We start from the raw sequence: 24684 nt of genomic DNA, 5'->3' as shown, positions 1-24684 counted from the left end.
CGGCAAAGTCGCCTTTACCGCAGCGGGTGGAAAATAGGAGGGAATCGTGTTCATAGGTGGAGGGTCGGAGCACGACAGCCTGCGCGTAGGGAGCGCCTACGACTGGAACCCCGGTGCGGGGAACGTCATTACGTGGCATCCAACGCCCAGTTCACTCGCGAAGGCGCGCCAGGCGCCGGCGACCTCGGTTCCGCCGAGTTCCATGCAGGCGGGCCACCTTCGCGGATACGTCGAGTTCCGCGAGCGCGGCCTCGACTACTCCCGCACGGTCATGGGTTCCTGGGACGTGCCCGGCAAGTGCGACATCCGTGCGATGACGTACCTGATCAACGCGCACCTGCGGCGCCAGGCGACCTACCACAGCTGGTTCGAGTACCGCGACGAGAAGAACATCATCCGGCACACCATCAAGAACCCGCGCGACATCAACTTCGTCCCGAAGGAATACGGCGTCCTCACACAGCAGCAGTGGCACGACCACGTGCAGGCCACCCCCGACCCGCTGCAGTGGGATTGCTTCCGGTTCGGCGTCATTCAGCACGACGACCGATTCACGCTCTACGCCGTCGTCGACCACCTGCACTGCGACCCGATGCTGCTCTCCGGGCTCTACATCGAGATCCTGATGAACTACACGTCGATCCTGGAGGGCAAGGCGCCGGTCGCGTTGCCGCCGGCGAACGGATATGACGAGTTCTGCCTTCGGGAAAGCCAAACGGTGGAGTCGATGACGCTGGACTCGCCGGAGGTGCGGACCTGGGTCGACTTCGCCGAAGCCAACGGTGGCACGCTGCCCGATTTCCCGCTGCCGCTGGGCGATCAGTCGATTCCGTGCGGCGGTGACGTCCACGTGGAGCAGCTGCTGGGATCGGACAAGACCGCCGACTTCGAGGCCCTGTGCCAGCGCGCGGGTGCCCGGTTCAGCGGTGGCCTGTTCGCCTGCCTCGCACTGGCGCACTACGAAATGACCGGCGCCGAAACGTATTACGGGCTCACCCCCACCGACAAGCGCAAGAGCCCGGAGGACTTCCTGACGGTGGGCTGGTTCACCGGTGTCGTGCCGTTCACCGTTCCGGTCGACCCGACCTCGTTCGAGGAGACGGCCCGCGCCGCGCAGGCGTCCTTCGACGCGAACATGAACTGCGCGCAGGTGCCGTACGACCGCGTGCTCGAGCTGGCCCCCTGGCTCCAGAGGCCCGGACCGCAGTTCACCATGGTGAGCTACATGGATGCGGGACTTCCGCCCCTTTCCGGTGTGGTCGCCACCGCGCTGGACGGCGTGAATGCGACCGCGTTCACCGACGGCAGGAGCCCGGCGTACATGTACTCGACGGTGTTCCGGCTGTTCGACGAGGTCTCCATCATGGTGTCCTACCCGAACAACCCGATCGCCCGAGAGTCGGTGATGCGCTTCACCGCCCAGCTGAAGTCGGTGTTCGAGCGGGTCGTCGCCGGCCGCCTGTCCGAGGTCGCGGTTCGCGTCGCCAGGTAGGCATCGCGGCTTCGCGTCCCGGTCGAAAGGCTCACCTTCGCCGATGAAGTTCGTCTTGGCGGCGCACGGGACTCGCGGCGACATCGAGCCCGGCGCCGCGGTCGGTGTCGAGTTGCAGCGCCGCGGGCATGACGTTCGAATGGCGGTGCCGCCGAACCTTGTCGGCTTCGTCGAGGACGCCGGACTGTGCGGCGTCGCCTACGGGCCCGACACCCGGGAACAGGTGGAGGCCGTCGCGGACTTCACCCACAACGCCTTGACGGTCCAGAACCCCGCCAAGATGTTCCGCGACCTGCGTGAGCTCTTCGTCGAGGGTTGGGCGGAGATGAGCCGCACCCTCACCTCGCTGGCCGACGGGGCCGATTTGCTCTTGACCGGCCAGACCTACCACGGGGTCGTGGCGAATGTCGCGGAATACCAAGGCATTCCGGTGGCGGGGCTGCATCACTTCCCGGTCCGGGTCAACGGCCAGCTCGGCGTCCCGTTCCTTCCGACGCCGGCGCCCGTGGCGCGCAACACCTTGCGGGCGGCGTGGTGGCTGTATTCGCGTGTCATCACCAAGGCCGACGAGGACGCCCAGCGCCGGGCGTTGGGCCTGCCGGCCACCTCCGTTCCGGCCTGGGAGCGGATGGCCCAAACAAGGACTCTCGAGATCCAGGCCTACGACGCGGCCCTGTTCCCGAAGCTCGAGGCGGAATGGAATGGCCGGCGGCCGTTCGTCGGCGGCCTGACGCTCGGGCTGGGCGCGGACACCGACGACGAAGTCGTGTCATGGATTTCGCAGGGGTCGCCGCCGATTTACTTCGGTTTCGGCAGCACGCCGGTCCGCTCCCCGGCCGAGACGGTGAGCATGATCGCCGAGGCCTGCGCGGAGGTGGGCGAGCGGGCGCTGATCTACTCGGGCACCCAGGACTCGGTCGCGCATCCCGACCACGTCAAGCTCGTGGGCCACCTCAACTACGCCACGATCCTGCCCATGTGCCGCGCGGCGGTGCACCACGGCGGCGCGGGCACCACCGCCGCGAGCCTGCGGGCCGGGCTGCCGACATTGGTGCTGTGGGATGTCGCCGACCAGTTCATCTGGGCAACTCAGGTCAAACGGCTCAAGGTGGGATCCGCCCGGCGGTTGTTGAGGATCACGCGCAAATCCCTGGTGGCGGAGCTCCGCGCGATCATGGAGCCCGGATGCGTGGCCCGCGCCCGCCGGATTGCCCCCCAGATGTCGACACCCGCCCGCAGCGCCGCCACCGCCGCCGACCTGTTGGAGCAGACCGTGGGGGCGCGGGTTTGATCTAGCGCGGGCTGCTCTACCCTCGGGCGGGCGCCTCTTGCGGGAGCGGGAATGACTTGTGCCACTTGCGCTTGTGCGCCATACCCATCTCGCGCAGGATGCCCATGGCCGCGGGCCAGCCATGCGTCCGCCGCAAGCCCTGGATCATCGCCCAGCTGGAGCCCCAGTGGTACTGGCGACCACCGAAATGAGCGTTGGCTGTCTTCCGTCCGAAGTGATTGACATAGGCCATTTCCGTTGTGTACACGCCGAATCCAGCTTTTCGGGCACGCAGCGCGAGGTCCAGGTCGAGGCCCCACCCATAACGACCGAACGTCGCCAGATCCATTCCGCCGACGCTGTCCCAGCATGCCCGGGACATCACCAGCGCGGTCCCCTCCACGGCAGGGACGACGCGGTACCGCGGCCGGGGGATGTAATCGGAAGCGGCCGGCGCCTCGTCGTCGAGCGCATACGGGAAACCGATGTTGAACATCGGCCCGACTATCCCGACGTCAGCCGGCAGCCGCGGGTCGAGCAAGCCTGCGACGAAGCCTTTTGATATTCGCGTGTCGTTGTTGAGTGTCATCGCGTGGGAGTAGCCCTCCGCGAAAGCCGTCCGACAGCCGAGTTCGCTGCCGCCGGCCCAGCCGAGATTCTCCCCGGGCGTGACGACACGTTCATTGCCGATCTTCGGATAGTCGCCACGGTTGTCGACGATCAGATAATCGACGCCTTCGCGGACGAGGTCGGCCACCAGTGCGTGGGTGTACTCGTGCTGCCCGAACACCGGCACCGTGATCAGAAGGGACACAGCCGGAGCGTACCCCGGCAGGTCCGGTGAGGAGTGGTCTTTCCCGACGCCCATCGCAGGTCAGCCGCGGCGAGCGGCGGCTTCCACCAGGTCGGCGACGTCGGTAACGCTTGCCGCGGGTTTGGTCATGCGGGAGGCGATCTCCCGGGCGCGGGCGGCAAACTCGGGCGAGACAACGGTCCGCAGATCCGCAATCAGCGATTCTCGGTTCGTGTTCGAGAATCTGCGGCCGAGCCCGACCCCCAGCTGCTTCATTTGTGCAGCCCAGATCGGCTGGTCGGACGTCACCCACAGGATCAACGTCGGGACTCCCGCGCGCAGACCCGCCGCGGTGGTTCCCGCACCGCCGTGGTGGACCACCGCCCGGCAGCTGGGAAAGACGGCCGCATGGTTGACCGCGCGCACGACCTTGACGTGGTCAAAACTCGGAATGCCGCGTACCTCAGCCGGTCCCGAGCAGATCAATGCCCGCTCCCCCAGCGCCGCGGTGGCGGCGCCGATCATCGCGACCCTGTCGGCCAGCGATCCGACCGGCATGCTGCCGAAACCGAAGTAGATCGGCGGGCTTCCGGCAGCGATCCACGAGGCCACCTCGTCGTCAGCCTCCGTCGGCAACTCCATCGTCAACGCGCCGACAAACGGTCGTCGGTTGTCCCACTCCGCGCCCAGTCCCGGGAAACACAGTTCGTCGTAGGCCTGTATCTCCAACGCACCTCGCTCGGCCATCCGCCGCGGCGCCGGCGCGGTTGCCCTCGGCAGGCCCAACGCTCGGCGCTGGGCGTCCTCGACCCGCTTGGTGGCGCGCCAGTAGATGTAGTCAAGCGTCTTCATCGTGGAGCGGACGACCGCCGGCGGGAACCGGGCCGGGAAGGCGATCTGGCCGTTCGGCCGCATGGGATAGAAATGCAAAGCGGCAAGCGGAATGTCGTAGTGCTCGGCGACATTCGCAACCACCTCCTGGTAGATCTGGCCCGTCAACAGCAAATCGGCGCCGTCGGCTACGGGCGTCAGCATCTCACCCAACTCGACCCAGCCCGCGGTGACCGGCTCCATGGCTTGTCGCGCCAACCTGATCGGGTTCTGGATCTTCCATGACACTTCGTGCAGAAACTGCTCGTCGAGTTGCTGCTGCGAGTCCCGCCGCCCGTACAAAGTCGCGGCAAGCCCCGCCGACTCGACGAACCCAATCAGGTTGGGCGGCACGGCCATAACGACATCGTGCCCGCGGCGCAGCAGTTCGGATCCCACGGCGGCGCACGGCTCGATGTCGCCTCGAGTGCCGTAGCTGGCCACGACGAACTTCATCGGCGGCACCTGAGCTTCAACAACCTCAGGGGCACGTCCGCGTCATCAGTCCTTGGCAAAGCAGTAGATCCGGTACGAGAATCCACCGGCGCGGCGCAGGTCCCAGTCCAAGACGCTCACGGCGTATCGGGTCAAGCCGGCGAGCAACGCCGGCGCGCGCCGACCGATGGCCTCCTGCGAGCGTTGGGTGTTGGCATCCAGGCCGCGTTTCGCCTCTTGTTCGATGTTGCGTTCGGAAATCTTGCGGAGTGGCGCAGCTGCCAGTGCCGACTCCCATTCGGGCACAACCGGGTTGCGGCGGGAATCGGTGTACAGGAAGTGTCCTCCGCGGCGAAGCACACGACTCACCTCGGTCAGGAACTTGGGGAAGTCGGGGTACTGGTGCGATGCCTCGACATTGATCACCGCGTCGAATGACTCATCGGGGAAGGGCAGGTTCTGCGCGTCGCCCTGCACGAAATCGAGTCCCGGAAGCTTGTGCTTCTTCTTGCACAGCTCGATGCTTGCCGGGTTCAAATCGAGACCCGTGTACGAGGCCGGGCCCAGGGTGCGCACTATGTAGGACGCCCCGCCACCGGCGCCGCAACTGACCTCCAAGACCCGTTTGCCGGTGAGATCCACCTGGCTCGCGGTCTGGTGATACAGCTGGATGCAGTAGCGGTTGGGCTCATCGGAGGCGTCCAACGGCAGCGCCATCGGCGGATTCTCCTCGTAGCCGAAGTTGAAGAACACCACGTCATCGCCGACCTGCCGGGTACCCAGGGGCAGAAGATACTTGGTAGTCACCTTTCCGACGAGCGGATTCGATTGCAGGCGGTATCTGAGAGCCACGGGGCACAGTGTCGCATGGATGCGCGGCACGGGGCCGCCGAATGAGTGACGTCGACACGTCGACACGCCCTGACCTGCGGTAAACGCCGCTGTACGGCCAAGTCGCGGCAACCTGAGGGTAGCCTGAGAGATCTTGATTAGCCCTCGCCGCGAAGCGGTCGATTGTAGGATCGATCGGGTGTCAAGCCGGATCCATACAGGCGAGGCAGCCAAGCCTGGGGGACTCTTCGACCGCCTCGGCGACGTGGTCCTGCGCTGGCCGCTGCTCGTCATCGCCTGCTGGATCGCGGTCGCGGGCAGCCTGGCGCTGGCCTTCCCGCCCCTGATGGAAGCGGCCAGCAAGCACGAGCAGAAGCCCCTGCCCGACGACGCTCCGACCAACATCACCAACAGGGAGATGGGCAAAGCGTTCGCGCCCATAGCTTTGCCCGCTGACAAGGCAGGCAAACCCGGTGGTGGCGGGAATCCCGGCAGCGAGTCCACACCTCCACCGAGTAGTGCGGCCGCAACGAATCCGTTGGGCGCCGGCGGTTCCCTGCTGATGATTCTGCTGACCGACGAGAAAGGTCTCACCAAGGCCGACGAGGACACCTATCGCAAGCTGGTCGAAGCGCTCCGCGCGGACAAGGTGCACCAACCGACGGTGCAAGACTTCCTCGGGTCGCCGCAGATACGGGAGGTCATGGCCAGTAAGGACGGCAAAGCGTTCGTTTTGCCGGTTTCCTTCCCGGGCGCTCCCACCGCGCCGGTGACGATCGAGGCTTACAAGAAGGCCCAGGAGATCACCAAGCAGGTCACAGCAGGTACGACGCTGAAGGCCAATGTCACCGGACCGCTGGCGAGTCTCATCGACGCGACCGAAATGGCGCAAGAGGACGCGCATTTCATTGAAATCGGCACAGTGACCGCCGTCTTGTTGATCCTGTTCCTCATCTATCGCAACCTGGTCACCATGTTGGTCCCGCTGGCCAACATCGGTGCGTCCATCGGGACCACGCAGGGCGTGTTGTCCGCACTTTCGGAAACCGTCGGCCTGCCGGTGAATCTGCAGAGCATGGTTCTGATGAGCGCGGTCATGATCGGGGCGGGAACGGACTACGCCGTCTTCCTGATCAGTCGCTATCACGACTACGTGCGACGCGGCCACGATTCCGATGAAGCGGTCAAGATGGCGTTGATGTCGATCGGCAAGGTGATCGCCGCATCGGCAGCCACCGTGGCGGTCACATTCCTCGCCATGGTGTTCACCAAACTCGAGGTGTTCTCGACGGTCGGCCCGTCCATCGCGGTATCGGTCGGCGTGGCTTTGCTGTCTGCCACGACCTTGCTCCCCGCTGTGCTCGTGCTGGCCGGGCGGCGCGGGTGGATCAAGCCCCGGCGGGATCTGACGACCCGGTTCTGGAGGGTGACGGGGACGCGCGTCGTGCGCCGACCACGTGTTCATCTGGCCGGCAGCCTCATCGTGCTGATCGCCCTGGCGAGTTGCACATCCGTGATGCGCTTCAACTACGACGATCTCAAGTCCATGCCGGATTCCGTCGACAGTTCCCGGGGTTGGGACGCGATCAATCGCCATTTCCCCAACAACGCACTCAACCCCATGGTGATGCTCATCCAGTCGCCGTCACACAACTTGCGGACACCGGCCGCGCTCGCCGATTTGGAGCAGATGGCCGCACGCGTGAGTCAGGTGCCCGGTATCGCGATGGTGCGAGGGCTGACGCGTCCCAACGGGGAACCGCTGGAGCAGACCAAAGTCTCCTACCAGGCCGGCGAGGTCGGCGGCAAGCTCGACGACGCCTCCACCCAGATCCGCACCCGCAACGGGGATTTGGACAGGTTGGTCAACGGGTCGAACCAGTTGGCCGACGCGCTGGCGGGACTCCGAGACCAGGTCACCGGCGCCGTGACCAGCCTGAGCCCCGTGGTTGAACTGCTGACGACCATGGAGCAGTTGGCGGGCGGCGACCGCACCATCGCCGCCCTCGATCAGGGGGCTGCCCTCACCGGTCGGATGAAAACCCTTGGTGACAACCTCAGCTCGTCGACCGCGAACGCGGAGAACATCGCGGCCTGGGGCGGACCGATGTTGAATGCGCTCAACAACAGCCCGGATTGCAACGCCGACCCGGGCTGCGTGAGTTCTCGTTCGAGTTTGGCGGCGCTGGTCCAAGCCAACAATGACGGGACCTTGACCTCGATCAAGATCATGGCCCGCAACCTTCAGGCGGCGCAGCAGGCGGGTTCTATCGGGCAGACCCTCGACAAGATCCAGCAGACGTTGACGCAGGCCTCGGCCGCCATGACAACGATCAAGAACCTGCAGAGCACGATGTCGTCGGCGGAACAAGGCGCCAACGCCCTTGCCGACGGGAGCCGCGCGGTCGCCGGCGGGGTCAAGGCACTGGTCGACTCGACGAGGCAGATCGGCAGCGGCCTCGGCGAGGCGTCGGAATTCCTGCTGAACATGAAGCACGACACGGACGCCAAAGCATCCATGTCCGGCTTCAACATCCCGCCGCAGGTCATGACGAAAGACGAGTTCAAGCAAGGCGCCGCGATATTCATCTCTCCGGACGGCCACGCCGCGCGTTACCTGGTCCAAAGCGAGCTCAATCCGTTCACCACCGAAGCCATGGACCAGATTCCCAGAATCATCAAGGCCGCCCAAACGGCTACACCGGGCACCGACCTGGCGGATGCGAAGGTGTCATTGGTCGGCGTCACCAGCGGGCTGAAGGACACCCGCGATTACTACAACGGCGACATCGCCTTCATCGTGATCGCGACGATCCTCATCGTCTTCCTGATCCTGGTGGTGTTGTTGCGGGCGATCGTCGCGCCGCTGTACCTGATCGGTTCCGTGCTGCTGTCGTACTTGTCGGCCATGGGCCTCGGCGTGCTCGTGTTTCAGCTGATCCTGGGGCACAACCTGCACTGGAGCTTGCCGGGATTGTCTTTCATCCTGCTCGTCGCGGTCGGCGCGGATTACAACATGCTGCTCATCTCGCGCATCCGCGACGAGTCGGCGCATAGTGTGCGCGTCGGCGTCATCCGCACCGTCGGATCCACCGGCGGGGTGATCACCTCGGCCGGCCTCATCTTTGCGGCCTCGATGTTCGGCTTGACGACCGCCAGCATCTACACCATGGCGGAGGCGGGCTTCATCCTTGGAACGGGTATCTTGATCGACACGTTCCTGGTCCGATCGATTACGGTTCCGGCCCTGGCCTCGATGATCGGCCAAAAGAACTGGTGGCCGTCCCACCTGGGCAAGAGCGCCACACAGGTCTACGCGGCCCACCAGAAGAAGCAGGCACAGCTGCAACAGCTGAGCGAGCAGCTGGTCCGGATGAAGGTGCTACCGAGCCCGCACACGATCAAGCCGGCGCCGGTCGCCCAGCCGAACGGCGACGCTGAGTTTTCGACCCCCGGCGACCTGCTGGTGCGCCTCAAGATGGTGCCCGACCGCAAGCCGCGGAAAGGGCAGGCGAAGCCACGCGCGGCCGGCGCAGCACGATCGACCGTTCCTGTTCCCACGCATGCGCTGCCCCTATTCGACCTCAGCGGCTTGCCGGACCACGTGACCGACGACCTCAGAGACTCGGCGCTGGACACAGCGCCGACGACCGCGTCCAACGGCAAGCGGAAAGCCGAGCGGTACCTCGGCCACTCTCTGCCGTTGTTCGGTCACGGCGCGGCGGTTCAGCGCCCAATCACTCTCAGCGCCAAAGCCAATGGTCATACCAACGGCAACGGGCGCGCCAAAGATTCGGCCGAGGACGAGGCGGGCGACCCGCTTCCGCTCTTCGGGCCGAACGCCTGAACGTCTACGCGTCCAGCCGGACGAACTCGTCCTGGCGATACAGCTCGACACATTGCGATCGCCTGATCTTGCCGCTGGTGGTGATCGGAATCGAGCCCGGCGACACCAGGACCAGGTCCGCCACCTTCAGACCGTGCGACTTGGAAATCGCTGACGCGACTTCACTTTTCACGCCCCGCAGCCTATCTGCCGCCTCCTCTTCGGAGTCGCCCCGCTTCTTGAGCTCGACGATCGCGACCAGCTTCTCTACGCCCCGGTCGGGCACCGCGATCGCGGCACAGCGGCCAGCGGTGATCTCCTGGATCGTCGCCTCGATGTCGTCCGGAGAATGGTTGCGGCCGTAGACGATCAACAAGTCCTTGATGCGGGCGATGATGAACAACTCTCCCGCAGAGAAGAAGCCAGAGTCTCCGGTTCGCAGCCAAGGCTGTTCGGGTGTCCCCGGCGACGGGTCAACGATGGACCCGCCGAACGTGCGCTCGCTCTCGTCGGGTTTCTGCCAGTATCCGGCCGCCACATTGTCCCCGCGCACCCATATCTCACCAACGGTGCCCTCGGGACACTCCCGTCGCGTCTCCGGGTCGACGATGCGCACGAGCATCGATTTCGGATCGCCATAGCTGACCAGCGGTGTGCCGCTGCCGCTTTCGCACCGCTGCGCTTGCCCACCGGGAAGTTTCTCCGAATCGAAGTAGACGATCTCGGGGGGCTCACCCACCTGTCGCGTCGCCATGTACACCGTCGCCTCGGCCATGCCGTAGCAGGGCCGCAACGCCCGTGGGTCGAAGTTGAAGCGGGCGAACCGGTCGGCGAATCGCTTGAGCGTCGCCGGCTGCACGCGCTCGGCGCCGTTGAGAATCGTGTGCACGCCGGAGAGGTCGAGGCCGGCCATGTCGTCATCGGACGTCTTGCGCACCGCCAACTCGTAGGCGAAGTTGGGTCCAGCCGAGATCGTGCATCCGTTTGTTGCCAGCAGTTGCATCCAGCGAGCAGGCCGCTGCAGGAAGCCGACCGGGCTCGTCAGCACCGTCGGCACGCCCGCCAAGATGGGCATGATGATTCCCAGGAAGAGTCCCATGTCGTGGTAAAGCGGCAGCCACGACATACACGTGATGTCGGGGGGCGGCACCCCGCCCTCGGGGGCGAAGAAGTCGCCCATGATTTGCTCGAAGTTGGCGAAAACATTCCGGCTGGACACCATGACACCGGCCGGCGTCCGGGTCGACCCGGAGGTGTACTGCAGGAATATGAAATCCGACCTGTCGCCGGCGCCGGCGCGGGGCCTCTTGCCTGTGGGCCGTTGCCGGGTCTCGAGATCCAGCAAGTCCAATTCGACGACCGCGGGTTCTGATCCGGCCTGATGCGATCGAAGTGACGCGCTGACGTTGTCCATGACCGGGGACGTCGTGAGAACTACTGAGGGCGAGGTGTCGGCCAACACCGCGATCGTGCGTTCGTCGTGGGCGCCGCCGTAGGGAACCGAGAGCGGAACGGCGACCAGTCCGGCCTGAAGGGTTCCGAGGAAGCCAAGGACGTAATCGAGCCCCTGAGGGGCGAGGATGAGGGCCCGGTCACCGGTGGATCCGTGGGCTCTGAGCTGATCGCCCAGGTTGAGCACTCGCCGATACAGTTGCGACCACGTCAGCGTATGTGCAACGCCTTCCCAATCGTGGTCATAGTCAATGTATGTGAACGCCGTGTCGTTCGGCTGCAGGCTGGCGCGCTCGCGCAACACGTCGGGGATCGAAGACAGAACCACGGACAACACACTACCTTCGCCGCCCACCTTTCCGGCCGGGAACCGCGAGTTGAGACCACGCAGACGCGCGCCCGCAACGGAGCCCGCGAGCCGCACGCTCAGCCGGAGGCCAGCGGTGTCTCCGGCTTCGCGGTTAGGCCGTCTCGCACCCGCCGAGCGTGGGAGAACGCGGAAGGCGCCCCCGCCAACGTCTTCAGATGCATCCTCCGCTGCGGCCCGAATACGGCTACTTCGACGGCCAGCCTCAGCCATGCGGGCACCCACCATAGCAGCGCGATGATCCGGACGGAGAGGGGCGACGCCGGATCAACGGCCAGCCAGCTGAGGATGCGTAGCTGGTCGAGCACATTGCGCCAGGTGCTCATGACATGCGTCGTTTCCGTTCCCCTCATGTGACTGCGCACCGACAGTTCGTGCGGCACGAAGCACACAACCGAGCGCAGCATCAACCGCAGCCACATGTCCAGGTCGACCATCTGGTAGATGTCGTCGCGGAAACCGCCTACATCAAGGGCAAGCCGGCGCCGGAACATGACGGAACTTGGTTCGCCCACCCAGTTGTGCTTTCCGCCGCTCAGCACCAGTTGTCGCACCAACGACGGCCCGTCATTGCGTTCGCGCAGATTCCGGAAGTGCTTGTGCACCTTGCCGTATCTGCGCCGCCATCGCTCGTCGTCGCCCACCACCTGCCGTGGCGCGAACGCCAAGCCGACGGCCGGGTCGTCGAAGCACCGGGAGAGCGTCGCCAAGGCACCGGGCAGCAGCCAGTCGTCGCCGTGGACGAACTGGACACACCTGCCGCGAGCCAGTTCCAGGCACCTGTTGTGGTTTCCGTTGAGGCCCAGACGGGGTTGGTTCCGCACCAGCCGGTCTTGCGGCCGCAGCATCCCGGCGGCAATGGTGGGGCCGTCGTCGGACGAATCGTCGTCAACCACCACGATCTCGAAGTCGACGCCGTCCTGCTCCAGGATGCTATGCAGGCAACGCTCGATCGTTGCGCCGTTGTTGTACATCGGAATGCAGACCGAGACCAGCGGACTCGACGACGGTTGGTCAATGCCGTTCAGGTTCACCGAAACACAGCCGATGTCATCGTGCCGGTCCGCGGGTGACTCAGAGACTGGTCACACCCTGGAACAAACACATAACGCCCGTGAAGCCGATGATGGCTTGGGTGAGCTGTAGGCGATAGGTCCTCATCCACTCGTGGATGCGCTCCACCACCGCGTGGGTCTTCGCCGGGACCGCCAGATAGCAGAGCAGCGGGATCTCGATGACGGCAAGCAGCAGCAGCATGAAGAGCATGAGCGCGCCGAACTGGGTGCCCACCGCGGCTCCCGAGGCGCCGATCGCGGCCACTACCAACCAGCCCTCATAAGGCGGAAACGACGAGCAAAGGCCCACGAAGAACGGTGGCCAGAGGCGATCCCCGCTCAGGATGTCGTGGCTTCGGGCTCCCAATCGCTGGAATACGTTCGCCGGGCGCTCCTCCACCAGCGTGGCTACATGGCCACCGCCCATATCGGCCCCGCCGACACTCAATCGCGCCGCGGTGCGCGCCCGGATCGTCATCACTGCAAGGATCACGAACGCGAGCACACCGAAGGCGATCTGCAAACGCCCGCCCATGAAGATGACGGTGGCGACCCTGACCCTCGTCAATACGTCCACGACGAAGTGCAACGCCATAGTTGTCAGATCACGCATCACCACCAGCGCGGCCAGTCCAACGGCGACGCCAGCCACTACGCCACCCAACCAGAAAGCCATGAGATTTCTGAAGGGTCGCCGCTGCGACATCATGATCACGGCGAGACCAATCCGCACGGGATCAATCGCCATGCCTAGCCCGCACACCACGACTATCGTCCACATCAAGGGGGACTTTACTAGCCCGTGGCGCTTCCCGTGGCGCGACTGAGAAAAAGCTAAAAAGTATGTCCTGAACAGCAACAACCCGCCGCGACCGACGCCTGCTGTTGACCCGTCAGCGGGTTGTGCGCGCCGCCGCTCACGACGGGACGTTGCGCACGTAAAGCACGCAGCCTTCACAGCCGGGGACGTCGACCGAGATGGCGTGGAACTGCCGGGCCACGAGCGCGAAGAGTTCGGGATAGAACCGCGACAGCGTTATCCTCTCCGGAAGGCACTCAGGCACTGGGGCGTCGAGGCTCTCGCCGGGACATTTGGCCCGCTTCACGCTCGATGTATCGACCACGCACTTTGCCTGGTCGATGCTGGCACGGACCACCGGCTCAGCCGACTTCTTTAACGCATCGCTGTAGACCAGCCCGCCCACAATCGTGTAGGGCGTAGTGCTCTGCCAGTCCTGTTCGATATAGAGTTCACCCGCCCAGCCCCAGACCATGGCTCTCGACCCGGGCGGGCACTCTCGGGCCATTATCGGGTTGCGGTGGACCGAATTAGGTGAGAAAGCGGCCAGGGCCATCCGGGGTGGCGTTGGTCGCCAAGTGTTGGTGAGGTAACCGGCTACCAGCACGAGAGCCGCCACCATGGCGAGTGCCCCGGCCACTAATTTCGGCGTCATCCGCGGCGGGAGCAAGCTGGCGTCAGGGTTGACCGGCATGGTGGCGGCCAGGGCGCCGGCCCCGAACAACAGGATGTTGTAAGGGGGGAAACCCCTGCCGCCGAACAGCATGGCCGCCAACCCGCCCGTGATGAGGACGACGCGGGCCACGTTGGACGATCTGTCGCTGTGCCGGGCCAGCCAGATCAGGCCGGCTAGCGCCACGAGAATATAACCGCCCGGCGCGATGAGCGACCCGAAGGTGACTGCGAACCGCTGCACCAGGGATGGGCCGGCACCGTAGCTCAACACGGCGGAGAAGTTCTGCTCGACGAGCGTCCAGTTGGTCGCCGGTGAGACCACGACGACCAAAGCGATCGCGGCCAATGGCAGGATCGCGCCCACCAGCCACCACAGCACCGCCACGACGATGCGCCTCACGTTGGGGCGCAGCACAATAACCTGCGCCACGGCGAACGCGCCGGCCAGCGGAGCGACTTGAGGCTTCGCGCCGATCGCGAGGCCGGCCAACAGGCCGAGGACGGCGAACAGCCAAGGCCGCGCCGCCAACTGTTCGCGGGGCACCAGCGCCGACGCCACAACGAGCAGTACCGGCAAGTACTCGGTGCTCAGCGTGTTGTAAGCCTCCGGAAAGCCCAACCCGAAAGTCGTCGCGAGAGGTAGCCACCACACCATCGTGGCCACCAGCGCGGGTCCCCGACCGATGGCGCGGGACCCGGCGACGAAGAAGACTGCGGCGGTGAGCGCCAACAGAATTGCCGTCAGCATGTGTGCGAAGGCAAACGTCAGCGGGGCGCCGAGCGCGGCGAGCCCGGCGAGGAAAAGTGGCCAGAATGGGCCGAGGGTCGCAAATTGCCAGGTGCTGAACGGGACGGGAGAGTGCAGCGCGGCGCGCCCCCAGACCAACAGCCCCGTCTCGTCAGGGTTGAGGAATCGCCAGTCGGTGATCGCGTGTCCGCGCAGGATTACGGTGGCTACCACGAGCACGGCGGCAACCGAGACATCTACGACGGCGGGCCGCGCGCAAACGCTACGGATGGTCAGCTCCTTTCCCGTGGCCGCCCGGAATCTATCATGATGAAGATTGCGGCGTTGTGGCCGCCATCGAGCGACTGCACGATTTGCAGGCCGGCACATCGGCTCTGGTTGTCGGCAGTGTGATATAACGAAAACCGTTGTCTCGCACCGATTCGAGTGCGATCAGGCGCTGGCTTTTCATCCGGGAAGGGTGCAATCTGACGCAAAAGCTGATCTTTCTGGGAGCCGGAGGCATCGCTACAGTTGCGTTCGATATAGCGATCGCGCACGGATTCGAGGTCGCTGGTTTTCTGGACGACGATCCCGCCCGCCACGGAACCACATTCCGCGGCAAAACAATACTGGGTGGAGTTGATTTGCTCCCGGAACTGAAGAAACAGGGACTGGCACTGGCTTCGGTGGCGTTCGGCAATTGCGCGGGGCGGCTGAAGTCCGCCGCCCTGGTGCGCTCACTCGGCTTCGAGATGCCTAACCTCGTGCATCCTTCGGCGGTTATAGCGCCAAACGCGGAGCTTGGCCCGGGAGCAATTGTCATGCCGGGCGCCATCGTCAGTACGGGGGCCAAGGTCGGCGCGAATGTCATTCTGAATACGGCCTGTAGCGTTGACCACGATTGCCGTGTAGCCGAGGGCGCGCACATCGCGCCGGGCGTGCACATTTCGGGACGCGTGACGATCGGCCGCGCAGCCTGGGTGGGCCCAGGCGCCGTGGTGCTCGAGGACGTCAACATTGGGGCCGACGCTTTGGTCGGCGCCAGTTCGCTTGTGCTGAAAGACATTCCGGACGGTGTGGTGGCCTACGGAACGCCCGCGAGGGTGATACGGCCAAACACGCCGGCCGGGTAGCGCCCTACGCCCCTCGCTCGCCCTCACGGGCAACCACGGGAACGGGCACCATCGACGCACTCACCAGACTCCCCGCCGGGAGCTTCTGGGTGCCCGCGGCAACATGAGCGGAGACGGTCTGCTCCAGCGAAGCAACGAGGGTGGCAGCCAGCGATTTCGCCAACGAGCGGATGCGGGGCGCGTTCTCCACGTGCCACAAGCGGATTCTGGAATTGAAATTCCCGCCGATCAGCGGCCCGATGAAGTAAAAAGCCGGGCTCGCCTCGAAATCGTCGTTCACAAAGACGCCCCGGTTGGTGCGGTTGGGTCGGCAAAGGCCGTTCTGCATCACACTGACGAGAAACGGCGAGGAACATGCGTCCAGTTCCTCGAAACCGCCGCAATTGACCACCACGGAGAAAGGTACGGGATGCACATGCTCGGCACCGCCGGCGCGGTAGATCATGGTGGCGAACGGCTGGCCGGATGCACACGGTTCCACGCGCAACACTTCGCCGGCCAGCGTGTTCAACGTGCCGTCCGCGACTAATTCCTCCGATGCTTGGCGGCAATCACGCCCCGCGCGCCGCACCAACTTGGTGAAGTTCATGCCGTGTACGCAGTAGAACTCCTCCTGCTGCGCGATATCCATCTGCGCCAGTGCCTGCGCCACCAAGACGCCGATGGCGTCGTACAAATCAGCCAGGTTCAGCGAGCGTTCCTCGGCAATTCCCAGATCGGCCCGGATCGCGGACATAAGATCTGCCGCCTCTACCGTCTCCTCACCGAGCAGCGCGTTGAGCCGCGGAAATTCGAACTCCGGCGGCTCGTCGCAGATCTTGTAGGGAAGCATGCCCGAGCGCGAGACGACGGTGATGGAATGGATTCGCTCACGGATCCGGGTGTCGTGACGCATGAGGTAAAGCGCCTCGAGAGAGGTGGCATTGGACCCCACCACCAGCACGTTGCGCTTCTCGCGCGGCTCGATGCGGTCGAGCGACTCGCGCAGCCGCTGCAGATTGGTCTCCTCGCAGGGCAAGTAGAAATCGTCGATATAGGTGAACGCGGGGTCGGAACCGCACTCGACGATCGATTTGGTAGGCGGGCTGCCGATCGCCGCGATGACTTTGCCCGCTTCGATCTCCGTCGGCCCCTCTCCGCACGGGCTGAGGCCGATTAGGAAGTGGCCCTGTGCGGCCCGGGCGCTGATGGCCTCGGCATGGATGGTGACGACTTCGGCCAGATCGCGCTCGCGAAGCTCCGCGATGGCGGCATTTACCTGTTCCGCGATGAAAACCCCGAAGAGATACCGCGGCAGGTAAAGCCCACCCCAGCTGTTGGCGTCCAGAGCCTCGCGGTTGTCGCGGATCCAGCACGCCGCTGCCTCACCCCCATGCTCCTGGAAGGATGCCAGCCATTGCGCCTTGTTGCGTTCCAACCAGGCGATATACGCGGACCTTTCGGGCCCGGTGACGAAATCGTCGAGCTTCTGAATGGCGAGCGAGCGGACACTGGTACGCCGACCGTAGGGAATTCCCGACCAAAACTCCTCGTCCCGCTCCACCACCGCAATGCGCAGCCTGGGCTGCGGCAGCCCGGGCCTCAGCAAAATCTCGGCCAGTTCCAGCAGAGTCATGGAGCATGCGACGCCGCTGCCGATGAACGCTATGTCGAAGACAGTGGTTGGCTCAGGCGACAGGCGCGACGTATTCGCACCGTGGCCATCGTCTGCCATGGGTGGTCTCCCTAAGATTCAGTTCGCCAGACTTACGTCTGGTTTCGACGAAGTCGCCCCACACAGGAAAGTCATTCCCGGGTGCGGCGACATATCCGGCCCGCGGATGCCCCGCAATGCTCTTCCTTGCGCCTGGCCGGGCCCGTTCTCGTCGCCTCGACAGCTGCAAGAGACATCAAATCATCAAACCAGGCACTGGACATGAATTTCGGCCCAAAGGAGCGGCCGCACCGACGCAGTTCTGCGATTCCAGCCCACTGCCGAGGGCTCGGCACTCTACTTCAGGAGCGCGTGCTCCGTGTCCACTGTCCAGAAGGCGCCGTGCCTGCCAGTCTGCGCGAACACGCACTTCAGGCATGTCGACGACAACAACCACTACACACCGGCATCCGTACTTTGTGGCGAACCCCCAGGTGGTAGAGTTCGCGAATCTGTCAGTCACGGAGCACATCTGATTGCGAATCGTGTCGCTGCCGATCCACGACGACATGGCATCCAAGCGGGACGGGTCGTCGCCGCCGTTAAGGAAGGGGGACTCGCTTTTGACCGAGTCCTCTGAGATTCCCTTCATTCGCCCGAGTTTTCCCGGGCCGGCCGAGCTCGCCGAGGACTTCGAGGACATCGTTCGCGCCAACTGGTACACGAACTTCGGCCCGAAGGAGCGGCAGTTCGCCCGCGCCCTGGGCGAATACCTCGGACCTGACCGGCACGTGGCCACCCTCGCGAACGGTACCGTGGCGCTCCTCGCAGCACTCGACATCACCTTCGGTCCCGGAGCGCAGGACAGCTACCTGCTGATGCCGTCGTTCACGTTCATCGCGGTGGCTCAGGCCGCTCTGTGGACCGGCTACCGCCCGTGGTTCATCGACATCGACCCCGTCACATGGCAGCCCAGCGCGGCCTCCGCCCGTGCAGTCCTCGAGCGCTCCCGCGACCAGGTCGCCGGCATCCTGGTCGCCAACACGTTCGGCGTCGGCAACCCCGACATCGGTAGCTGGGAGGATCTCGCCGCCGAGTGGGAGCTGCCCATGGTGGTCGACTCGGCGGCGGGCTTTGGCTCGATGTACGCCGACGGCGAACGCCTCGGCGGCCGCGGCGCCTGCGAGATCTTCTCCTTTCATGCGACCAAGCCGTTCGCGGTCGGTGAGGGCGGCGCGCTGGCCTCTCGCGACCCGCGGCTCGTCGAACAGGCGAATCGCTTTCAGAACTTCGGCTTCACGGCGTCGCGGCGGGAGTCCACTCAGCTCGGGATGAACGGCAAGCTGCAAGAGATCAACGCCGCCATCGGCCTGCGCCAACTGGTCGGGCTCGATCGGCGCCTCACGAGCCGCCGTAACGTCCTGAAGTGCTATCGAGGCGAGCTCAGCGGCGCGGGTCTGCGGTTCCAGCCGAACGCCGACGCCGCTTCGCTCTGTTTCGCGAGCGCATGTTGCACGTCCGCCGACCACAGGGCCGCGGTGCTCGCCAGCCTGAGTGAACACGCGGTCCAGGCCCGTGACTACTACAACCCGCCGCTGCACCTGCAGCCGTACTTCAAGGCAAACCCTCAGGTGGAGTCAGCCGGCCTGCCCGTCACAGAGGACATCTGCTCGCGAATCGTCTCACTGCCGGTCCACGACAACATGGCCCCCGAAGATGTCGCGCGCGTCGTTGCCGCCGTCCAGGAAGGGAGCTCGCGGTGACCGAACAGGCACCCGCGAACCCAACCAAGGTGAGCGTGGTGTCCATCACCTACAACCATGAGGCCTACATTCGAGAGGCCCTGGACGGCTTCGTCGCCCAGAAGACCGACTTCCCCGTGGAGTTCATCATCGCCGACGATGCCTCGACCGACGCCACCCCGGCGATCATCCGGGAGTACGCGGATCGCCACCCGCACCTGTTCCGTCCTATCCTGCGGTCCGAGAACGTCGGCACCTACGCGAATTTCACCGACGCGCTGTGCGCCGCTCGAGGCGAGTACCTCGCTCTGTGCGAGGGAGACGACTACTGGATCGATCCGCTGAAGCTGACCAAGCAGGTTGCGTTCCTCGACCGGCATCCCGAAACCGCGGTGTGCTTCCATCCCGTGCGGATGACCTGGACCGACGGCCACGCCAGAGACTCGAAATTCCCGCCACTCAAAATTCGCGGCAGGTTGAGCGTGGAGACCCTCATCTCGCGGAATTTCATCCAGACCAACTCGGTCATCTACCGCCGCCTCGCGCGCTACGACGACATCCCCGTCGACGTCATGCCCATGGACTGGTACCTCCACGTCCGGCACGCGGTCCACGGCGACATCGTCATGCTGCCCGACACGATGGCCGTCTACCGCCGCCACGCTGAGGGTATGTGGCATAACAGGGACGCGGACCCCCGACGGTTCTGGTTGAGGCGAGGTCTCGGGCACGCGGCGTTGTTCGACGCGATGTTCGACGTGGTCCGCGGCGACGCCGTGCGCGAGGATCTCGTCGCGCGCAAGGCGGACTGGGTCCTGCGCGAGATCGCGAAGGTCCCGGGCCCGGAGGGGCGCGCGGCGCTGCTGGACACCATCACACGGCACCCCCGGTCCGCAATGCTGGCACTGCAGCACCGGTGGACGACGCCGAGGCGACGGTTCAAGACCATTCGCCGCAAGCTCGCCGCCGCTTCACCGAGCCGCAGGGGACTCGTCGACATATCCCCCGGCCGACTCAAGCACCAGTGGGAGAAGGCCGGCAGTCCCGTTTAGCCGCATGGCGACTGGCGTTAGCGCCGCCCAACCACGGTCGGCCTGTCAGACGGCGTCGGCCTCCGGCTTGCGCACGACGTACAGCACCGAGCCGGGCGCGATGGCGTGCCGGGTAAACGTCTCGTCGCCGAAAGTCGATGAGTCCAGGCTCGCAACCTCAAACCCGCTCTGACGGATTCGTGAGAGGAGCGTGGAGCGATCGTAGAGCCGCACGTGATCCCCTTGGGCGAAGCGGCGCCACCGCTCGGATTCATCGGTCACCGCCGGGTCTTCGTCGAAGCTGCCCTCAGGCGCAATGGGAGTCATGACGATGCCACGCCCGCCGGGCGCCAGTATCCGGTACAGCTCTTTCAGGGCGCGGCCGTCGTCCGGGACGTGTTCGAGGACGTGGGAGCAGATGAAGAAGTCGAACGATGCGTCTGCGTACATCGGCATGTCGGTGATGTCGACGACGTCGTCGACGCCCGCCATCATCAGATCCGCAGTGCGGTGCTGGAAGTCGGCGCGGCTGCGCAGGTACGCCGAAAGGGGCGCCGACGGCGCGAATTCCAGCACCCGCCGGACGCCGTCGGGCGGAAGAAAGCGGTCGATATACAGCTTGTAGAGCCGGTCCCGGTCGACGGAGCCGCACACCGGACAGAGGTACCGGCGGTGGTTCAGAGTCTCGAATTCGTCGAGTGAGTAGGGGCAACCGTACGTGGCCAGCGTGCCGCCGACCGTGCGACTCACGCTCCTGAAGCGGACGCGGCTCCCGCATATGTTGCATTGACCTCGGCCCACGTAGTACGCGCGACGGATGAGGCGGTCAGCACGCCGGCCGGTGTCCGAGAGCAGCATGCGTCTCATTCAACAACAGCGGTGTCGGCAATGGCACCGAGGCTGGCATGACGGCGACTCCTGGCCGATTGGACGCTGCCCAGAATCGGTGGCCGCCGCCGAAAGCGGTGCGATACCCGTTGTCCTGCGCGCGCGGAGCATTTCGGGCGCCCACGTGCAGAAGCCACAGGGCTACGCGTTGGGCTCGATGATCCGGGATGCTGATGCGGGAACCATCCGAATCATGGCGCGCCGTACAGTATTTCGCCGCTACGTGCTCGCCGAAGAGCTATTCGCGATAGGCGTCGCGGAGGGTGGCGTGGGTCCCGCCACGGTCGACAGCGGCGGCGGACTGATGGAGATGGCCGAACTCGCCACGCGGATCGCCGCCGTCGTGCGACCTGACGCGGTGATCACCCGCGACGAGGTGGATACCCCTGATCTGGATAGGCATTACTCCGACGGCCAGGGTTGGGAACGGCGTTGCCACAGACGGGGTTTGGCGAGCGCTTCGCTTGATCGTCAGATCGAGATCAGCGCACGCGGGGTGCTCGGCGCGCGTGATCAACCATAAACAGGTCGGCGAGAGGTACAGCGCAACTGGCGAGGGGCCGGGGCCGTGGCGGCGATCTCCTTCACACCCTCGGCTACCTGCTCTAATTTCGCGGCGACTCGTCCTGAGTTCCGGCGGGACTTCGCCGGAAGGAAAAGTAGCGGTGACCGAGGTAGTTCAGCAGCAGGGTGGGCACAAAGACGATTGCTTGCGCTGGTATCCGGTGCACTCCCAGTTCGACGAGGACAAGTAAGGCGACGGCGTTGATGCCGAACGTGGTGACGTAGACACTCTCGAAGCGCAAGAGGTCCCGCAGCACGTGGCCTTCCACACGAAATACGAACCGTCGATGCATGACGAAGGCGAATAACACGCTGAGTATGTGCGAGATGACGATCGTGACAAGGGTTCCGGCGATCGCGCCGAACCTACGGTCGACGAAATGGCCAACGGTCTGCGAGCAAGCGACAAAGATCCCAAAGCCGACCGCGGTGTTGATGCCTCCTACCAGCACAAAAGCGGTCCGCTGGTCGCGGACGAACCGGATCAGCGGTCCAGGCGGCGCCGATTCGGGCGGCAGATCGAATTCAGTCATTCGAGTCCTTCGACTGCGGCGACCTGCCCAAAGGTCACCATAAGCGCGTCGGCGTCGGGGTGCATGCGCCGCTCCCGGTCGGTCGTCCATGCCAGGGCATCGCGGAAGCCTAGCCGACTACGCCAGCTGTACGATTCCATCCCTCTCCCTCGTATCGGAGCGCTTCCCACAGACAAATACCCGAATACCTCATCATCTCGACGTTAGGCAAACGCGGTCACCCGCGGACGCGACCGCGAATATGGTCTCGGCGCCGGTGCCGTCGTCGGCGCACCCGCGCATTGATCGCCGCATCCGAGGCCTGTTCGGCGCTGTCGGCGATGCACACCTCGGGCCGCAAACACCGCTTGCTGAACCAGAGGGCGCGCATGACTTCGGCCCCTCCTTCGGCACTGCCGGTGAAGGTTCTCTGCTGGGAGGTGCAGGTCGCGGAGTTGAGAGCGCACCCGTCAGCGGTGCTGGCTGTCAGTTCCAGAGATGTCATCGACGCCGCGGGGAAAGATTGGTGGTGTTACGGACACGAACCGGAAAGGGCCACAAGTGATGTGGCTTAAACCCGGTTAGTCGATCAAGGGCGTGTGAGGGTCTTGCGGCCTACGACATGGGCAGGAAGGCTCGACGGAAGTCATGGCGAGAGGAAGCGGCACAGCTCCGAGCAGCTCATGCACAAGCTGGTGACGGCGAAGCAACACCTTCCCAGATGAAGCCGTACGGAAAACCAAGTAACTTTCCAATCTAAGGGTGCGGCGGTGCTGGCCAAGGTAACCTGTTGCAGGTGATTGAGCCTTCCGTTCAGCCATGTTGAGTGAGAGCGCCGGTCTGCAGCCCAATGACACGGTGTTCACGCTTGTTGATCATGGGCGGGATTGGGGCGGCGTTGCCGAGACCTCGACGTGGTCCCAGTCGTATCGGTGAGCGCTACAAAAGCCCAGGCTTTACGGTCTTTGGTGTCCCGCGGCGGCTTTGGCAGTCCAGGGAGTGGTCTAGTTCGCTGCGCTTCCGGGGCATTGCAGACGGGCAAGGTCAGTTCGCCCGATTGAACGCGTAGGAATCATTTGCTATGAGCACGAACTCTGAAATCGCTGGCGTCAATACCATCGTCAGCCGCTGGCGAAAGCGGCGACGGATGGGGAGCATCAAACTCGGGCAGGTATTCGATCCTCGCGAGAACGCGCTGAACGCGTGGCGGTTAGCGCTGGCGACATCGGTTATCCTGTGCCACTCCTACCCAATCACCGGCCGCGAGGTGCGGTACGCGCCGGCTGAGCAACTTCTTGATCAGGTGGGGGTCGATGGGTTCTTTGCGATCTCAGGATTCCTGATCACATCAAGTTGGCTCAGCAAGCCGCAGCTCCGCAACTACTTGGTCGCTCGAGGTCTTCGCATCTTTCCCGGTTTGTGGGTCTGCCTGGTCGTCATCGCGTTTATCATCGCTCCGCTGGGTGTGGCGATTCAGGGGGGTTCGGCCGCGGACCTGCTATTTTCCCGCGCGCCGATCGACTACGTCTTAGACAACGGCGTGCTGAATGTACTCCACCACGGTATCGGCGGAACACCGCGCGGGGTCCCGCGGCCGGGTGAGTGGAACGGTTCTCTCTGGACCCTCCCGTTTGAGGTGACTTGCTATATCGCTGTTGCCGGTCTCGGCGTAGTCGGACTCCTAAGTCGCCGGTGGCTTATTCCGGTGGCGTTCGCACTGGCACTATCGTGTGCCGCGCTGATTTCGTACCCAATCTCTGCAATGCCAACTGTCCCGCAGATGTGTGCGCGTTTCGCTGTGATGTTTCTTGCCGGAGCGCTCCTGCATCAGTTCCGAAACGTGATTCGCGCTCGATGGTCACTCGTCGCGGTGAGCGTCGTCATCGTGCTGGCGGCCGGCCTGCTGCCGAATTACCGCGTAGTCGCCGCCGTTCCGCTGGCTTACGCCGTCATCGTCTCGGGTGCCCTAATCCACAACAAGCGCTTGAGATTACGTAACGATATGTCCTACGGCGTGTACATTTACGGATGGCCGATCCAACAGTTGCTGGTCATCTGTGGCCTCGTGAGTCTGAACCCGATTGTTTTCACGATCATTGCAACGATCGCCACCTTGCCGCTAGCCGCACTGAGCTGGTTTTTGGTCGAGAAGCCCGCGATGTCTTTAAAATCTCGTCTCAAGCGGAGGGGCACTGTTCCGGCCGGGGATGCGCCAGCCCGGGTAGACGGTTTTGCGGTTAGACCATCGGCAACTGACTAAGTCCATCGCGATGTCCCGTTCGCCTGTATGGCCAAGTGGGCGGACAGAGAAGCGGAATCGCGGTCCTAAGGCAGCGGGTCCGCCGACGCGAATAGGCGAGTGGGCGTGTACGAGCCCGGTGTACACGATTCATCCCATACTCGGCGTTCCCGTAGAGATCGAGGAGGACCTCGGCGATCCCGTCTCACTCTCAGGTTGCTGCAGCAGGATCGGCAGAACGAGCTCTCGCGTCGGGCGTTGGCGAGCGACACGCTGGGATCGGCCCAAAGTGCGTCCAACTCGTCGGGGACCGTCCAGGAGTTGAACGCGAAGGTGGTGTCGGCGCC

17 protein-coding genes and 1 pseudogene are annotated in these 24684 nt (G+C 64.6%); 8 read left to right on the top strand and 10 right to left on the bottom strand.

Annotation, left to right across the window (positions count from 1 at the left end; genetic code table 11):
- The first annotated feature begins 46 nt into the window (after positions 1-46).
- Together GPY60_RS07610 and GPY60_RS07605 are read left to right on the top strand one after the other, a co-directional pair.
- Positions 47-1492: a condensation domain-containing protein gene (locus GPY60_RS07610; protein WP_156687032.1), complete on the top strand. Its 1446-nt coding sequence runs from the start codon at positions 47-49 to the stop codon at positions 1490-1492.
- A 43-nt stretch (positions 1493-1535) separates the two neighbouring features.
- Positions 1536-2783: a glycosyltransferase gene (locus GPY60_RS07605; protein WP_156687031.1), complete on the top strand. Its 1248-nt coding sequence runs from the start codon at positions 1536-1538 to the stop codon at positions 2781-2783.
- Positions 2784-2799: 16 nt separating this feature from the next.
- Here the strand turns inward: GPY60_RS07605 and GPY60_RS07600 are convergent, their stop codons facing one another.
- Genes GPY60_RS07600 through GPY60_RS07590 form a run of 3 tightly spaced genes read right to left on the bottom strand, consistent with a single transcriptional unit; the run spans position 2800 to position 5742 of the window.
- A complete protein-coding gene (locus GPY60_RS07600; protein ID WP_156687030.1) occupies positions 2800-3630 on the bottom strand; it encodes a glycosyltransferase family 2 protein in 831 nt (276 codons plus the stop codon).
- 6 nt (positions 3631-3636) lie between these two features.
- Complete coding sequence (locus GPY60_RS07595; RefSeq protein WP_156687029.1) at positions 3637-4881, bottom strand: glycosyltransferase; 1245 nt, start codon at positions 4879-4881, stop codon at positions 3637-3639.
- 45 nt (positions 4882-4926) lie between these two features.
- Positions 4927-5742: a phthiotriol/phenolphthiotriol dimycocerosates methyltransferase gene (locus tag GPY60_RS07590; protein ID WP_304610693.1), complete on the bottom strand. Its 816-nt coding sequence runs from the start codon at positions 5740-5742 to the stop codon at positions 4927-4929.
- 148 nt (positions 5743-5890) lie between these two features.
- Between GPY60_RS07590 and GPY60_RS07585 the strand changes: the two genes are divergently transcribed.
- Positions 5891-9538 (top strand): MMPL/RND family transporter, encoded by a 3648-nt coding sequence (locus GPY60_RS07585; protein WP_231639447.1) that lies wholly within the window; start codon positions 5891-5893, stop codon positions 9536-9538.
- A 4-nt stretch (positions 9539-9542) separates the two neighbouring features.
- Here the strand turns inward: GPY60_RS07585 and GPY60_RS07580 are convergent, their stop codons facing one another.
- From GPY60_RS07580 to GPY60_RS07565, 4 genes are all read right to left on the bottom strand, one after another.
- Positions 9543-11297 (bottom strand): AMP-binding protein, encoded by a 1755-nt coding sequence (locus GPY60_RS07580; protein WP_156687028.1) that lies wholly within the window; start codon positions 11295-11297, stop codon positions 9543-9545.
- Between the two features lie 98 nt (positions 11298-11395).
- Positions 11396-12370: a glycosyltransferase family 2 protein gene (locus GPY60_RS07575; RefSeq protein ID WP_255457214.1), complete on the bottom strand. Its 975-nt coding sequence runs from the start codon at positions 12368-12370 to the stop codon at positions 11396-11398.
- Positions 12371-12410: 40 nt separating this feature from the next.
- A complete protein-coding gene (locus GPY60_RS07570) occupies positions 12411-13172 on the bottom strand; it encodes a GAP family protein (RefSeq protein WP_156687027.1) in 762 nt (253 codons plus the stop codon).
- Between the two features lie 136 nt (positions 13173-13308).
- Positions 13309-14832 (bottom strand): hypothetical protein, encoded by a 1524-nt coding sequence (locus GPY60_RS07565; RefSeq protein WP_231639446.1) that lies wholly within the window; start codon positions 14830-14832, stop codon positions 13309-13311.
- A gap of 188 nt (positions 14833-15020) precedes the next feature.
- Here GPY60_RS07565 and GPY60_RS07560 point away from each other — a divergent pair, with 188 nt between their 5' ends.
- Positions 15021-15728 (top strand): acetyltransferase, encoded by a 708-nt coding sequence (locus GPY60_RS07560; RefSeq protein ID WP_156687026.1) that lies wholly within the window; start codon positions 15021-15023, stop codon positions 15726-15728.
- Positions 15729-15834: 106 nt separating this feature from the next.
- Here the strand turns inward: GPY60_RS07560 and GPY60_RS07555 are convergent.
- Positions 15835-17442: pseudogene (locus GPY60_RS07555) on the bottom strand (FAD/NAD(P)-binding protein); the annotation flags it as partial.
- A 542-nt stretch (positions 17443-17984) separates the two neighbouring features.
- Here GPY60_RS07555 and GPY60_RS07550 point away from each other — a divergent pair.
- Both GPY60_RS07550 and GPY60_RS07545 read left to right on the top strand, forming a co-directional pair.
- A complete protein-coding gene (locus tag GPY60_RS07550; RefSeq protein WP_231639444.1) occupies positions 17985-19124 on the top strand; it encodes a DegT/DnrJ/EryC1/StrS family aminotransferase in 1140 nt (379 codons plus the stop codon).
- Positions 19125-19153: 29 nt separating this feature from the next.
- The gene (locus tag GPY60_RS07545) at positions 19154-20155 is read left to right on the top strand and encodes a glycosyltransferase (protein WP_156687090.1); all 1002 of its coding nucleotides are present in this window, start codon (positions 19154-19156) and stop codon (positions 20153-20155) included.
- 45 nt (positions 20156-20200) lie between these two features.
- Here the strand turns inward: GPY60_RS07545 and GPY60_RS07540 are convergent, their stop codons facing one another.
- Positions 20201-20992 (bottom strand): class I SAM-dependent methyltransferase, encoded by a 792-nt coding sequence (locus tag GPY60_RS07540; protein WP_156687024.1) that lies wholly within the window; start codon positions 20990-20992, stop codon positions 20201-20203.
- Between the two features lie 88 nt (positions 20993-21080).
- Here GPY60_RS07540 and GPY60_RS07535 point away from each other — a divergent pair, with 88 nt between their 5' ends.
- Positions 21081-21545, top strand: coding sequence for a hypothetical protein (locus GPY60_RS07535; RefSeq protein ID WP_197283585.1), 465 nt, complete (start codon positions 21081-21083; stop codon positions 21543-21545).
- Positions 21546-21627: 82 nt separating this feature from the next.
- On the opposite strand, the gene GPY60_RS07530 is transcribed toward GPY60_RS07535, so the two are convergent.
- Positions 21628-22119 carry a GtrA family protein gene (locus GPY60_RS07530; RefSeq protein WP_156687023.1) on the bottom strand — a complete coding sequence of 164 codons (492 nt, stop codon included), beginning with the start codon at positions 22117-22119 and terminating at the stop codon, positions 21628-21630.
- Between the two features lie 1126 nt (positions 22120-23245).
- Between GPY60_RS07530 and GPY60_RS07525 the strand changes: the two genes are divergently transcribed.
- Positions 23246-24358: an acyltransferase family protein gene (locus tag GPY60_RS07525; protein WP_231639456.1), complete on the top strand. Its 1113-nt coding sequence runs from the start codon at positions 23246-23248 to the stop codon at positions 24356-24358.
- Positions 24359-24684: the final 326 nt, after the last annotated feature.

This window comes from Mycobacterium sp. Marseille-P9652 (genome assembly GCF_902652685.1).
In the GTDB taxonomy this organism is placed as follows: domain Bacteria; phylum Actinomycetota; class Actinomycetes; order Mycobacteriales; family Mycobacteriaceae; genus Mycobacterium.
This window is presented reverse-complemented; position numbering and strand designations above follow the sequence as displayed.

Excerpts from the sequence above, each read along its gene's own strand:
- GPY60_RS07595 (WP_156687029.1), bottom strand. The coding sequence starts at position 4,881 with ATGAAGTTCGTCGTGGCCAGCTACGGCACTCGAGGCGACATCGAGCCG.
- GPY60_RS07540 (WP_156687024.1), bottom strand. The coding sequence starts at position 20,992 with ATGCTGCTCTCGGACACCGGCCGGCGTGCTGACCGCCTCATCCGTCGC.
- GPY60_RS07605 (WP_156687031.1), top strand. The coding sequence starts at position 1,536 with ATGAAGTTCGTCTTGGCGGCGCACGGGACTCGCGGCGACATCGAGCCC.
- GPY60_RS07600 (WP_156687030.1), bottom strand. The coding sequence starts at position 3,630 with ATGGGCGTCGGGAAAGACCACTCCTCACCGGACCTGCCGGGGTACGCT.
- GPY60_RS07525 (WP_231639456.1), top strand. The coding sequence starts at position 23,246 with ATGGGGAGCATCAAACTCGGGCAGGTATTCGATCCTCGCGAGAACGCG.
- GPY60_RS07570 (WP_156687027.1), bottom strand. The coding sequence starts at position 13,172 with ATGTGGACGATAGTCGTGGTGTGCGGGCTAGGCATGGCGATTGATCCC.
- GPY60_RS07530 (WP_156687023.1), bottom strand. The coding sequence starts at position 22,119 with ATGACTGAATTCGATCTGCCGCCCGAATCGGCGCCGCCTGGACCGCTG.